Annotated in this window: 12 protein-coding genes; 9 read left to right on the top strand and 3 right to left on the bottom strand. The window is 64.0% G+C overall.

What is annotated here, in order from left to right; translation table 11 throughout:
• Positions 1-247 precede the first annotated feature (247 nt).
• Positions 248-607 carry a hypothetical protein gene (locus C0606_00280; GenBank protein ID PLX39020.1) on the top strand — a complete coding sequence of 120 codons (360 nt, stop codon included), beginning with the start codon at positions 248-250 and terminating at the stop codon, positions 605-607.
• An 80-nt stretch (positions 608-687) separates the two neighbouring features.
• On the opposite strand, the gene C0606_00275 is transcribed toward C0606_00280, so the two are convergent.
• Both C0606_00275 and C0606_00270 read right to left on the bottom strand, forming a co-directional pair.
• Positions 688-2073 (bottom strand): hypothetical protein, encoded by a 1386-nt coding sequence (locus C0606_00275; protein PLX39019.1) that lies wholly within the window; start codon positions 2071-2073, stop codon positions 688-690.
• An 85-nt stretch (positions 2074-2158) separates the two neighbouring features.
• Complete coding sequence (locus tag C0606_00270) at positions 2159-3682, bottom strand: ATP-binding protein (protein ID PLX39018.1); 1524 nt, start codon at positions 3680-3682, stop codon at positions 2159-2161.
• A gap of 220 nt (positions 3683-3902) precedes the next feature.
• On the opposite strand from C0606_00270, the gene C0606_00265 reads away from it, so the two are divergent.
• The 5 genes from C0606_00265 to C0606_00245 all read left to right on the top strand — a co-directional run bounded on the left by C0606_00265 (position 3903) and on the right by C0606_00245 (position 10924).
• Complete coding sequence (locus C0606_00265; protein ID PLX39017.1) at positions 3903-4295, top strand: hypothetical protein; 393 nt, start codon at positions 3903-3905, stop codon at positions 4293-4295.
• An 87-nt stretch (positions 4296-4382) separates the two neighbouring features.
• Positions 4383-4793 carry a DUF4332 domain-containing protein gene (locus C0606_00260; GenBank protein ID PLX39016.1) on the top strand — a complete coding sequence of 137 codons (411 nt, stop codon included), beginning with the start codon at positions 4383-4385 and terminating at the stop codon, positions 4791-4793.
• A 301-nt stretch (positions 4794-5094) separates the two neighbouring features.
• Positions 5095-6936, top strand: a complete 1842-nt coding sequence (locus tag C0606_00255) for a methylmalonyl-CoA mutase (protein PLX39015.1) — start codon at positions 5095-5097, stop codon at positions 6934-6936.
• 32 nt (positions 6937-6968) lie between these two features.
• Positions 6969-9137 carry a methylmalonyl-CoA mutase gene (locus C0606_00250; GenBank protein ID PLX39014.1) on the top strand — a complete coding sequence of 723 codons (2169 nt, stop codon included), beginning with the start codon at positions 6969-6971 and terminating at the stop codon, positions 9135-9137.
• A 293-nt stretch (positions 9138-9430) separates the two neighbouring features.
• Positions 9431-10924 (top strand): chemotaxis protein, encoded by a 1494-nt coding sequence (locus C0606_00245; protein ID PLX39013.1) that lies wholly within the window; start codon positions 9431-9433, stop codon positions 10922-10924.
• An 86-nt stretch (positions 10925-11010) separates the two neighbouring features.
• Here the strand turns inward: C0606_00245 and C0606_00240 are convergent, their stop codons facing one another.
• The gene (locus C0606_00240) at positions 11011-11445 is read right to left on the bottom strand and encodes a hypothetical protein (protein ID PLX39012.1); all 435 of its coding nucleotides are present in this window, start codon (positions 11443-11445) and stop codon (positions 11011-11013) included.
• Positions 11446-11649: 204 nt separating this feature from the next.
• On the opposite strand from C0606_00240, the gene C0606_00235 reads away from it, so the two are divergent.
• The 3 genes from C0606_00235 (at position 11650) to C0606_00225 (ending at position 13797) form a co-directional block, all read left to right on the top strand.
• Positions 11650-11970, top strand: a complete 321-nt coding sequence (locus C0606_00235; protein ID PLX39011.1) for a hypothetical protein — start codon at positions 11650-11652, stop codon at positions 11968-11970.
• Positions 11971-12048: 78 nt separating this feature from the next.
• Positions 12049-12693, top strand: coding sequence for a DUF1131 domain-containing protein (locus tag C0606_00230; GenBank protein ID PLX39010.1), 645 nt, complete (start codon positions 12049-12051; stop codon positions 12691-12693).
• Between the two features lie 99 nt (positions 12694-12792).
• The gene (locus tag C0606_00225; GenBank protein ID PLX39009.1) at positions 12793-13797 is read left to right on the top strand and encodes a methylmalonyl Co-A mutase-associated GTPase MeaB; all 1005 of its coding nucleotides are present in this window, start codon (positions 12793-12795) and stop codon (positions 13795-13797) included.
• The last annotated feature ends 26 nt before the right edge of the window (positions 13798-13823 follow it).

The following is a 13823-nucleotide window of genomic DNA, read 5'->3' as shown; positions in this document are numbered from 1 at the left end:
TTTTCACCTGTCCCGGCGTGCAATCCCATAGGTATTCATATTCGCATGTGATAACGTGTCGCGTCGGATGTTCCGAGGGGAACGGCGCTCGCGTCGAATTTCGACATAAAAACAAGAAGCTGCAGCGGGCCGCACCAGCCTGGGCTGGTTTGGCATAAGACAGCTTTCCGCGCATTCGAAATTGAGGCGTGGAACCAAAACGGAAAGAAAAGACCCGAAAACGGGTCTTCTGGGAGGGACCAATCGAATGAAGATTTCTCTGCTTCGCAGCAGCGTGGCCATTGCCGGCCTGCTCGCCTTCACCGTCACCGCCAGCGCGGCTTCGCCGTTCGGCACCTGGAAGCGCCCGGACGGCTCGACCGCCAAGGTGAGCGATTGCGGCGGCAAGATGTGCGGCGTCGTGACCAGCGGCAAGAAATCCGGCTTCAAGATGTTCAAGGGCATCCCGAAGACCGGTGCAAACACCTGGGCCGGCGACATGTGGCACCCGAAGATGGGCAGCTGGATGACTTTCAACGGCACCGTGAAGCTGAGCGGCAACCAGCTGTCGGTTAAGGGCTGCGCCATCGGCAAGTCGATGTGCGATTCCGAGACCTGGACGCGCTAACGCTCCTTCGCGCCAGCTGTACTGAACGCAAAACGCCCGGGTCTTCCCCCGGGCGTTTTCTTTTTGAGCACTCGCCTTGATCAGCCGGCGAGTTCGGCCAGCACCCGCGCCCAGGAGCGGATACCTTTGTGGAAGCTCTTGAGCTCGTACTTCTCGTTCGGCGAGTGGATGCGGTCATCGTCGAGGCCGAAACCGATCATCAGCGTCTCCATGCCGAGCTTGTGCTTGAAATCGCCGACGATGGGGATCGATCCCCCCATGGCCATCAGTACGGCTGGGTTCTCCCATTCGGCGTCGAGCGCGGCGCGCCCCTGATTGAGCGCCGGGCTGTCGATCGGCACGGTAAAGCCGGGGCTTCCGCCATGCGAGAGGAACTCGACGGTGCAATCGGCCGGCATGCGCGCGCGAACGAAGTCGCGGAATGCGGTGCGCACCTTTTCGGGATCCTGACCGCCGACCAGCCGGCAGGAAATCTTCGCCGACGCCTTCGACGGGATCACGGTCTTGAAGCCCTCGCCCGTATAGCCGCCGATGATGCCGTTGATCTCGCAGGTCGGCCGCGACCAGATCTGTTCGAGCACCGAGCGATCAGCTTCGCCAGCCGGAACCGACAGGCCGATCTGCCCGAGGAAGGCGGCCTCGTCGAAGCCCAGGCCATCCCACATCGCCTTGATCTCGGCCGGCAGGTCGGCAACGTCATCATAGAAGCCGGGCACGGCCACACTTCCGTTCTCATCGTGCAGATCGGCGATGATGCTTGCCAGAAGGTGGATCGGATTGCGGGCCGCGCTGCCGAAGCTGCCGGAATGCAGGTCCCGGTCGGCGGCAGTGATGACGATTTCATCTTCCATCAACCCCCGCAGCATGGTGGTGATGGCCGGCGTGTTGCGATCCCACATACCGGTGTCGCAAACGAGCGCGAGATCGAGGCTCAGCTCCTCGGCATTTTCGGCGAGGAAGCCGGCGAGTGACGGGCTGCCGGATTCCTCCTCACCCTCGAACAGGATCGAGACGGGAACCGGCAAACTACCGGTTTCGGCGATCCAGGCGCGCGCCGCCTCCACGAAGGTCAGCAACTGCCCCTTATCATCGTCACTGCCGCGTCCAACGATCATTTTAGAACCGTCGTCACGCGTCACGATGCGCGGGTCGAACGGGTCCATCTCCCACAGCTCGATCGGATCGACCGGCTGCACGTCATAGTGGCCGTAGAACAAGACATTCGGCCCCGTCGCGCCGTCGTCGCGGCGATGGGCGACGACCATGGGGTGACCCGGCGTCGGACGCACGGAAGACTCGAAACCGAGGCCGGTCAGCTCGTTCGAGCACCATTCGGCCGCGGCCTGGCAGTCGGCCTTGTAGGCAGGGTCTGCGGAAATCGACTTCACGCGCATCAGATCGAACAGCCGTTCGAGGCTCTGATCGAGATCGGCATCAATGCGTGCCAGCACCTTTTCCAACGACATGGCATGACTCCGGTTCGGGTTCCGCCCGATGCGGGACCACGGATGGACGACGAAAGATGACGGCCGCGCCGGGAGTGCGCGGAGGTCAGAAGCCGCGTTTCAGGCTACCAAGGATGCCGCGCACGATTTCGCGGCCAAGCGTCGTCGAAACGCTGCGGACAACGGATTTGATCGCGGCTTCGGTGACCGTATCGTTGCGCGAGCGGCTCGATGAGCGCGACGAGGACCGGCTCGACCGCGCGTCGCGTTCCCGCGCCTTTTCGATGCGCTCGCGTTCCTTCTCGCGCTCTTCGGCCAGGCGCTGTTCTTCCTCGCGGCGGGCTTCGGCCTCGGCCCGCTCCTGCAGCACTTCGTAGGCGGACTCGCGGTCGATCTCGCGGTCATAGTAGCCAGCCATGGAGCTTGTCGCGACGATCTGGCGGCGCTCGGCCGGCGTCAGCGGACCAAGCCGGGATGACGGCGGACGGATCAGCGTGCGCTGGACGATGGAGGGAATGCCCTTCTTCTCCAGCGTCGAAACCAGCGCCTCGCCGACCCCGAGTTCCATGATCACCTCTTCGGTGTCGAGGTCCGGGTTCTGACGGAAAGTCTGGGCGGCAGCACGCACGGCACGTTGATCGCGCGGGGTAAAGGCGCGCAGCGCATGCTGCACCCTGTTTCCGAGCTGGCCGAGCACCTCGTCGGGCACGTCGAGCGGGTTCTGGGTGACGAAGAAGACACCGACGCCCTTGGAGCGGATCAGCCGGACCACCTGCTCGACCTTGTCGAGCAGCACCTTCGGCGCCTCGTCGAACAGCAGGTGCGCTTCGTCGAAGAAGAAGACGAGGCGCGGCTTGTCGGGATCGCCGACTTCCGGCAGTTCCTCGAACAGCTCCGACATCAGCCACAAGAGGAAGGTGGCGTAGAGATGTGGGTTCGGCATCAACTTGTCGGCGGCGAGCACATTGACGATGCCGCGCCCGTCGACATCGGTGCGCATGATATCGGCGATGCGCAGAGCCGGCTCGCCAAAGAAATTGTCGCCGCCCTGCTCTTCCAGCACCAGCAGGCGGCGCTGGATCGCACCGATCGAAGCGGTCGAAACGCGGCCGTAGCTGGCCGAGATCTCGTCGCGGCGACCGTCGACGTTGACGAGCAGCGCGCGCAGGTCCTTCAGATCGAGCAGCAACAGGCCCTCGTCGTCGGCCAGGCGGAAGGCGACGTTAAGCACACCTTCCTGCACATCGGTCAGGCCGAGCAAGCGCGACAGCAGAAGCGGGCCCATCTCGCTGATCGTGGTGCGGATCGGGTGGCCCTGCTCGCCGAACAGGTCCCAGAACACGGTCGGAAAGGCTTCGTAACGGTAGTCGTCGAAGCCGATCGTCTTTGCGCGCTTCTCGAGGAAGTCCTTCGTCTCGCCCGCCGTCGCGATGCCCGACAGGTCGCCCTTGATGTCGGCGCAGAAGACCGGAACTCCGGCGGCGGAAAAGCCCTCTGCCAAAATCTGCAGCGACACGGTCTTGCCTGTGCCGGTCGCGCCCGTGATCAGCCCGTGCCGGTTGGCATAGGCAAGATCGAGATATTCCGGCTTGTCGCTGGTGCCGAGATAGACCTTGCCGTCGATGAGCATCGCTGTTTCCCCCATATGACTCGTCGTCGGTTATAGAATCCGGTCCGTGCGCCGACAAGCGCGCGAAACATGCCGTAGCGGCGGCCTGGCCTCATCTGCCAGGGGTTGCGACAAAGCGGCAAATATCCCCGGAAAATTGCCGAAATCACAAGGAATCACTTGTCTTTGCGGCACGCCTGTTGTCACATCTGCGGCAAATGTATCAATCTGGAGGCATCCGATGGAGGAGTTGATCAGCCGCATTGTCGCCAATGTCGGCATCGACGAGGAGCTGGCAAAAAAAGCCGTCGGCATCATCCTGAACTTCCTGACCAAGGAAGGTTCGGAAGGGACCGTGGCTGAAATGATCAAGGCCATTCCCGGCGCGCAGGAACTGATAGACGCGCAGGCGGGCGAAAAGAAGAGCGGCGGACTGCTCGGCGCTCTCGGTTCGCTGGGCGGCGGTCTTGGTGCCATGGGCGCCCTCAATCAGCTCACAGACGCCGGTCTCGACATGGATCAGGTCAAGGGCGTGACCGACGAAGTCGTCGGCATGGCGCGCGAAAAGGCCGGTCCGGATGTCGTCGACGAGGTGATCGGTTCAATTCCGGGTCTGGGGCAGTTCATTTCCTGACACCGGGGAACAGCAAGGGGCCGCGAGCCGGGACAAAGTCCCGGATGTTAGAGACGGAACACCTGCACACAGGAGGAGCACACGGGCATGTCATCCTATTCCATTATCGACATTGAAGGCATCGGCCCCACCTATGCCGAAAAGCTGAAGGCCATCGGTATTCGCACCACGGGCAAGCTGCTTGAGCGCGCCAAGGATCCGAAGGGCCGCAAGGCGGTCGCTGAGGAAAGCGGCATCGACGATGCCCGCATCCTCAAGTGGGCCAACATGGCCGACCTGATGCGGATCAAGGGCGTTGCGGAAGAGTATTCAGAGCTTCTGGAAGCGGCCGGCGTCGACACGGTGAAGGAACTGAAGCACCGTCGCGCCGACAACCTCACAGCCAAGATGGCCGAGGTCAACGCCGAGAAGAAACTCGTCCGGCTGCTGCCGAGCGAAAAGGCCGTCGCCAAATGGGTTGAGCAGGCCAAGTCGCTGCCGCCGATGATGACCTACTAAGAGCCGATCCCATCGGCAGGCCGGTTCACACCGGCGCGCGGCGCACCGCCCGGTCGCGCCACGGTGGTTTGTGCGATTTGGAAAGGGGGCATCGACGGTGCTCCCTTTTTCTTTGCGCGTTACGCTTCCGGACGGCATTCTGCTGCGAACACGACATGCCGATCGAGATCGCGGGTGAGCGTCGCCCTCGCCCTTTGCCTAACTTGCCCCGGCCCTTGTGAAATCCGTATAAGGACGGGCAAACTTTGAAGGCCTGCCCGGCATGTGATTGCGCCGGGCCGAACCAATTCGGGAACGCGCCATGGCTTCCATTTCCCTGCTGTCGGACGATTTTGCCGGCGCCAACGAAACAACCTGGCTCGCCGCCGTTGAAAAGGCGCTGAAGGGTGCCGCTTTCGACAAGCTGCGCAGCAAGACCGATGACGGGCTTGCGATCGAGCCGCTCTACCCGCAGGCCGCCAACGCGGTGGCCGAGCCGGGGCGGGCCGATGCCGCCCCCTGGGCCGCGCTGCAGCGCGCCGATCATCCGGATGCGAAGGCGGCGAACGCCATTGCGCTTGACGATCTCGCAGGCGGCGCCGCAGGCCTCGACATTGTCGGTCGTGGCGCGCCGAATGCGTTCGGGTTTGGCATCGACGGCCTCACTGACGCCGCCACTTTCGTAACACTTCTCGACGACGTGCTGCTCGATGCGATCCGTATCCGGCTCAATGCCGGCGCCGACGGGGTTGCCGCCGCTGCAGCGCTTGCCGCGCATATCAAGGCCTCCGGCACGGCACCCGCCTCCGTGTCGGTTTCCTTCGGCATCGATCCGCTCGGCGCACAGGCCGCCTCAGGCACTGCTGATGCCGATGCGGTGGCCAAGGCTGCTGCTGCTGCCGTCGCGCTGAAGGCTAACGGCTTCGCCGGTCCGTTCCTTGCCGCCGATGGCCGTCCGTTCCACGCCGCCGGCGCGTCGGAAGCGCAGGAGATTGCGGCCGTGCTCGCCGCTGCGGTCGGCTATCTGCGCGCGCTCGAAGCCACCGGCATGGCGCTGGAAGATGCGGTTGCGGCGATCGAAGCCGTCGTGTCGGTCGACGCCGAGCAGTTCCTCGGCATCGCCAAGATCCGCGCCCTGCGCCGCCTCTGGCGGCAGGTCTGCGAGGCCTGCGGCGTTGCCCCGACCACCCTCACCGTTCACACCGAAACCGCCTGGCGGATGATGACGCGCCGCGACCCGTGGGTGAACATGCTGCGCACGACCATTGCCGGATTTGCCGCCGGCGTTGGCGGCGCGACGTCGCTGACGGTGCTGCCGTTTACAGCCGCGCTGGGGCTTGCCGACGGCTTTGCCCGCCGCGTTGCCCGCAACACCCAGTCGGTGCTGCTGGAAGAATCGAACCTCTACCGCGTCGCCGACCCGGCGGCCGGTTCCGGCTATGTCGAGACCATGACCGACCAGCTCGCGCAGGCGGCCTGGGCGCTGTTCCAGGAAATCGAGGCTGCCGGCGGGCTTTCGGCCGCCCTCGCCTCCGGCGATCTGCAGGAAAAGATCACCACCGTACGTGCCGCGCGCGACCGCGACATCGCCAAGCGCAAGGTTGCGATCACCGGCACCAGCGAGTTCCCGAACATCCACGAAGCACCGGTCAAGGCGCTTGAGGTGACCGCGTTCGATGCACCGGTCTCCGGAGACGGTGCGCTCGCTCCGATCCGGCTCGGCGCCGTGTATGAAGCGTTGCGCGATCAGGCGGACGCCTTTCTCGCCGAGACCGGCAAGCGTCCGGCGGTGTTCCTTGCCACGCTCGGCCGCATCGCCGACTTCACGGCGCGGGCGACGTTCGCCAAGAACTTCTTCGAGGCCGCCGGTATCGAGGCAATCATCGGCGAGGGTGCCGCCGATGCGGACACCGCCGCGAAAGCCTTCGCCGACAGCGGTGCGCGGATCTGCTGCCTGTGCTCGTCGGATGCGGTCTACGCCGATCTTGCCGAAACGGCGGCAAAAGCCGTCAAGGACGCGGGCGCCGCTCATATCTCGCTCGCGGGCCGGCCGGGCGATCTCGAAGCCGCGCTCAAAGCCGCCGGCGTCGACGGCTTCCTTTACGTTGGCTGCAATGTGCTAGACTTCCTGACCGAGGTGCAGGCGATCGCGCTTCAGCGCTGATCGCCGCTGCTCAAGACAGACGGATACCGGACATGACCCGCATCCCGAATTTTTCCACCATCCCCTTCGCCAGCGCGCCGCAGGCGTCCGAGGCCGGCGCTGCCGCCGAGCCCTGGCTGACGCCCGAGGACATCCCGGTCCAGCCGCTCTACACGGCGAAGGACGCCGAGGGGCTCGCCTCGACCACCGGCTTCCCGGGTCTCGCGCCCTTCGTGCGCGGCCCCTACCCGACGATGTATGTCCAGCAGCCCTGGACCGTCCGGCAATATGCGGGCTTCTCGACGGCGGAAGATTCCAACGCCTTTTACCGGCGCAATCTCGCCGCCGGCCAGAAGGGCCTGTCGGTCGCCTTCGACCTTGCAACCCACCGCGGTTACGATTCCGATCATCCGCGCGTGTCGGGTGACGTCGGTATGGCCGGTGTTGCGATCGACTCGATCTACGACATGCGCACGCTGTTCTCGGGGATCCCGCTCGACAAGATGAGCGTGTCGATGACCATGAACGGCGCGGTGCTGCCGGTCATGGCGCTCTACATCGTGGCGGCGGAAGAACAGGGTGTTGCCCACGACAAGCTGTCGGGGACCATTCAGAACGACATTCTGAAGGAGTTCATGGTCCGCAACACCTATATCTACCCGCCGACGCCGTCGATGCGGATCATCTCAGACATCTTCGCCTATACGTCGGAGCACATGCCGAAGTTCAATTCGATCTCGATTTCCGGCTATCACATGCAGGAAGCGGGTGCGACGGCGGATCTCGAACTCGCCTACACGCTCGCCGACGGCATCGAGTATGCCCGCGCGGGCGTCGCCGCCGGGCTCGATATCGATGCCTTTGCCCCTCGCCTCTCCTTCTTCTGGGCGATCGGCATGAACTTCTTCATGGAAGTCGCCAAGATGCGCGCGGCGCGCCTCCTTTGGGCGAAGCTGATGCAGGCGAATTTCCAACCAAAGAACCCGAAGTCGCTGTCGCTGCGCACCCATTCGCAGACCTCGGGCTGGTCGCTGACGGCGCAGGACGTGTTCAACAACGCGATCCGCACCGCTGTCGAGGCAATGGCCGCCACGCAGGGCCACACCCAGTCGCTGCACACCAACGCGCTCGACGAGGCGCTGGCGCTGCCGACCGACTTCTCTGCCCGCATCGCGCGCAACACCCAGCTCTTCCTGCAGCAGGAATCGGGAACCACCAAGGTCATCGATCCATGGGGCGGTTCGTTCTACGTCGAGCGGCTGACGCATGACCTGGCCGCCAAGGCGCTCGCCCATATCGAGGAAGTCGAAAGCCTCGGCGGTATGGCAAAAGCCATTGAAAAGGGCATCCCGAAGCTGCGCATCGAGGAAGCAGCCGCCAAGACCCAGGCGCGCATCGACTCCGGCCGCCAGACGGTCGTCGGCGTCAACAAGTTCCGCCCGGACCGCGAAGAAGAGATCGACGTTCTGAAGGTCGACAATTCGGCGGTGCGTGCAGCGCAGATCGACAAGCTGCAGCGGCTGAAGGCGGAACGCAACGACGCCGATGTCGAAGCCGCGCTCGACGCGCTGACGGAGGCGGCGGCCAACGGCACGGGCAATCTGCTCGACCTGTCGGTCAAGGCGGCCCGCGCCAAGGCAACCGTCGGCGAGATCACGCTCGCCATGGAGAAGGTGTTCGGGCGCCACACCGCCGAAATCAAATCGATCTCGGGCGTCTACAAGCGGGAGGTCGGAACCATGAATGCGGCGGTCGAAAGGGTTCAAAAGCTGGTTTCCGAATTTGAGGACAATGACGGCCGCCGGCCGCGTCTGCTGGTCGCCAAGATGGGCCAGGACGGCCACGACCGTGGTCAGAAGGTGATCGCGTCGGCCTTCGCCGATCTCGGCTTCGACGTCGATATCGGCCCGCTGTTTGCCACACCCGACGAAGCGGCGCGCCAGGCCATTGAGAACGACGTCCATATCGTCGGCGTATCGTCGCTCGCCGCAGGTCACCTGACTCTGGTTCCCGCGCTGAAAGCGGCGCTCGCCGAACAGGGCCGGCCCGACATCATGATCGTCGTCGGTGGTGTTGTGCCGCCGCAGGACTACGACGCACTCTACGAGGCCGGCGCGACGGCGATCTTCCCGCCGGGCACGGTCATTGCCGAAGCGGCGGTGGATCTCTTACAGAAGCTGAACGCGGCGCTGGGCTACGAGCCGCAGCAGGCTGCCGAATAGGCTTTCGCGCACCGTTTTGAGCATCAGCGGCCCCGGCTTCGGCGGGGCCGTTTTCGTATCCGGCCAGCCGTGCCCGCAAGGCCCCTCCTGCGCGCCTTCAAGCCCGGCGTTATTTGCGGGACACTCGGCGCCTTTTGCGACCTTACGGAATCTGAATAGTTTTACCTCGGCCGTTTCTATTCGAATTCTCTAAATGGCGGAACTTCTACATTACGCAAAACGGTTTCTTAAGGACTCTGGTACAGCTTTAGGGAACAAACAAAAACTCCCGAACAGAACAGGGCTTTTGGAATATGCTGATGCGCCTGAGAAAAGCTTCCGCGCCGGTGCGGGACCATCTTGTGGCTCCCACGCCTGACGCAAAGGAAGGCGACCACGGCGAAAGCCCCGAAACCGAGACCGCCAGTGCCGTCGCCGGTGGCGATGTCCTTCAGTCGCTGGCCGGCAACCTTGGGACCCTCGGCAACGTCATCGCGGAAACGTCCGGCAAGGTCGAGCAGAGCGCCGGACGCTCGCTGGCGTTTGCACAGACCTTCGGCGAACTTGTCCAGTCCGTCGACGCAATCCACCACGCCAACCGGGCGATCGCGGAATCGGCGGAAGAAACCATCACGGTCACGGAAGCCGCCGGCGAAGCGGTCAACGAATCCCAACGTACGCTCGACGACGCGGTCGGCCATATCGGCGGGCTGATTTCGGCCGTGTCCGAGATCAGCGAACAGCTTCAGGAGTTGCAGACCGCGCTCAACAGTGTGCGCGAAGTCGCCGGTTCGATCGATTCCATCGCCCGCCAGACCAATCTCCTCGCCCTCAACGCGACCATCGAAGCGGCGCGCGCCGGCGAAAGCGGCAAGGGCTTTGCCGTGGTGGCGAGCGAAGTGAAGATGCTCGCCAAGGAAACCAGCGACGCGACGGAAAAGATCGGCCGCACCCTGTCGGACCTCGACTCCGAAGCCGACAAGCTGGTGCATCTCGGCACCGAAGCCGTCGGCCACACCGGCGATGTGCGCGATAGCGCGACCTCGCTCGGCGAGGCGATCTCGCTTCTGACCGACGCGATCCGCCGCATCCAGGATTCGAGCACCGTCATCGACGGGCGGGTGCAGGAAAACGACCAACATCTCAGCACCTTCGCGGAACATCTTTCGAGCGTTCAGAACGGCATCGGCGAGACGGTCGACGATCTGATCGGCTGCCGCGACACGATGATGGACGCGGTTTCGAGCACCGACGAGATGGTCGGCACGGTCGCGACCAGTGGCATCGTCACCGAAGACACCAATTTGATCGAAAAGGTTGTCGAAACCGCCGAAAAGGTCAGCGCGGTGTTCACCGAAGCCGTCGCACGCGGTGACATCACGATGGCCGACCTGTTCGACACCACCTACACGCCGATCCCGGGCAGCAACCCCGAGCAGGTGATGGCGAAGTATACCGAACTGACTGACCGTCTGCTGCCGGAGTATCAGGAAGCGGTCGCGGCGTCCGACGAGCGTATCGTGTTCTGCGCCTGCGTCGACACCAAGGGCTATCTGCCGACCCACAATCTGAAATTCTCCAAGCCGCAGTCGAGCGACCCGGTCTGGAATGCCGGCAATTGCCGTAACCGGCGCATCTTCGACGACCGCGTCGGGCTCGCCGCCGGGCAGAATACCAAGCGCTTCCTGCTGCAGACCTATCGCCGCGATATGGGCGGCGGCACCTTCGCGCTGATGAAGGACGTTTCCGCACCGATCCTCGTCAATGGGCGCCATTGGGGCGGCGTGCGCCTCGCCTACCGCGCCTGACCGCAGCGGCAAGAGATCGAGAACAAACAAAAGGGCGGCTCCGGGAGCCGCCCTTTTTTGTCTCTCGCAATAACGCGGAACCGGGATCAGACCCGCATATCAATCAGATTGCCATATTCGCGGGTCGGACGCGGGGACGCCGAATTGAGGATCTTTGTCGCCCCTTCCCCGTTGCCTTCCTCGATTGCGGTGAGCAACGCGCGGCCGGTGTCGATCGACTCGCTGGCGAGCGTTCCGATCAGCACAGCGGGGTCGATACCGAGTTCCTCGGCCCCCTTGGCGATGGTGCTGACGAGACGTGTCACCGGGTCAGCATCGCCAGCTGCTTCGGGTCGGTTCGCAACGCTGCTGGCGTTCTGGACGATCGCAGCCGGCGATCCGACCTCGGCCGTTTGCGGTTCCGGACCTTTCTCGGCCTGTTCCTGCGCAGCCTGACGCCGCTCGAGCGCCGCCTTGTCGGCCTCTACACCCGGCGGGCGAACGTTGGTTTGTCCGGCGGAGCCGGCGACCTGATCAACCATGGCATTGTCCTCTTGTGACAGAGTTTCTCTCACGAGAACAATACCCAAGACATTTCACCACCCAGCTAAGGAAACCTCTCGCGTTTTCGTAAAATTGACACGATCCTGGTTCCACTACATTCACCAAGATGCTGGCGCTTTGGCCGCTGACGCAGTCATCCATTCAAGGATCACTCCCCCCACCAGCCTTTACGGAGAGAAGCCATTCTTACGACCACGACCAATACGCTCGAAGGACACCCGGTGCGCGACTATCGTGGCCTCGTCATGGGCGAAGCCATTCTCGGCGCGAACATCTTCAAGGATTTCTTCGCCAGCATCCGCGATATCGTCGGCGGCCGTTCGGCGGCCTACGAGAAGGAGCTGTCTCGGGCGCGCGAGATCGCGATCGACGAGATGTGTGCCAAGGCGCAGGCGCTTGGCGCCAACGCGGTCATCGGCATCGACATCGACTACGAGACCATCGGCGCCAACGGTTCGATGCTGATGGTGTCGGCGTCGGGAACCGCCGTCATCGTCGATTGAGCCGGCAACCTTGCCGCCAGCGGTAAAGTCGACTATCCGAAAGCCAACCAACAGAGCCAACACCAACGGTGGCCAAACATGCGCATCAAGACTGCCCGCGGATTTGCCATAGCCTTTCTGCTTTCTGCTGCAACGGCTTGCAGCAGCGGCACGGGTGACAAATTCTCCGGTATCGACAACACCATCTCCGGCAATCCGTTCTCGCCCGATTCGCCCTACACCGGCGCCGACTACGAATTGCCGCTGCCGGAAATCGCGTTCGTGATGAGCGCCGAAGCCGCCGGGCCGCTCGGGTCGACGCCGGCCTATTCGTCGGCGGAAGTGAAAAGCCGCATGCCTGGCTATGAGACCGTGACGGCGGAAACGGCACTTGAAGACAAGGTCTATCCGACGCTTGCGGTGCTGAAGGATGGGCAGCAGGTGCTGCAGCTCTTCAAGGGCTCCGACGGCCGCGCCCGCGAGGTGCACGCAGTCAGCGGCATCGTCGGCGGACCGGCGGGCGAGCAGGTCGGCATGACCTTCCGGCGCGCCGGCATGAAACGCTCCGATTGCCGGGTCGGCCGCAATCTGTGGCGCGGCATGGCGGTGTGCCCGTCGCGCAAGGCCTCGAACGTTCAGCTCGTGTTCGCCCTTCCCGGCTATCGCGGACCGTTCACGCAGATGCCGAGCGAAAAGATGATCGGCGACGCTACACTGCAGCGCATGGTCTGGAAGCCGCGCTGAGCGATGCTGACCGCGGGCTAAGCGCAAAACCGGCATTTCCGGCATTTTGACCATTGGTCGCGGATGAATTTCCCGGCGCGTTGGGCTATGCGAGGGAACATGACGACCGAGACACGCCGACCCCAGCAGCCAACTATCAGCGAAATGGCGGAAAAGATCCGCAGCGGCGACCGCGCCACGCTGGCCCGCGCCATCACGCTGGTTGAATCGAAGAAGCCCGACCACCGCGCCAAGGCGCGCGAGCTGCTGCAGCTTCTCCTACCGGAAACGGGGCATGCCCACCGTATCGGCATTACCGGCGTGCCGGGCGTCGGCAAATCGACCACCATCGACATGCTCGGCGCCAATCTGACCGCTGCCGGCCACAAGGTCGCGGTGCTCGCGGTCGATCCGTCGTCGACGGTGACCGGCGGCTCGATCCTCGGCGACAAGACGCGGATGGCCCAGCTTGCCACCGACCCCAACGCCTTCATTCGTCCCTCCCCGTCGGCCGGCACGCTCGGCGGCGTCGCGGCGAAGACCCGCGAGACGATGCTCCTGTGCGAAGCCGCCGGCTTCGACGTCATCCTCGTCGAGACGGTCGGCATCGGCCAGTCGGAAACGACGGTCGCGGAGATGGTCGACTTCTTCCTCGTTCTGATGCTGCCGGGCGCCGGCGACGAATTGCAGGGCATCAAGAAGGGCGTGCTCGAGATCGCGGACATGATTGCGGTCAACAAGGCCGATGGCGACGGGCTTACCCGCGCGCAGGCCGCGGCCTCGGAATACCGCGGCGCGCTCAACATCCTCGCGCCGCGCAGCCTGACCTGGTCGCCGCCGGTGATAACCATTTCCGGCCGCGCCAATGAGGGGCTCGACCGGCTGTGGCAGGAGATCCTGAACCACCGTGAAGCGCTCACGGCATCCGGCGAATACGAAGAAAAGCGGCGGCGCCAGCAGGTCAACTGGATGTGGGCGATGCTGACGGACCGGCTAATGACCTCGCTGAAGGAAAACCCGTCGCTTGCCGGCCAACTGCCGACGATCGAGGGCGATGTCCGCTCCGGACAGCTCAGCGCCTCGTTTGCGGTGGAAAAGATCGCCAAGCTGATCGGCCTCGACTGAGGCGGCCGCTCCTTCGCCCGACAACG

It is taken from the genome of Hyphomicrobiales bacterium (assembly GCA_002869065.1).
Classification (GTDB): Bacteria; Pseudomonadota; Alphaproteobacteria; order Rhizobiales; family Rhodobiaceae; genus Rhodobium.
Note: the sequence above shows the minus strand (reverse complement) of the source record. Positions and strands in the feature narration are given on the sequence as shown.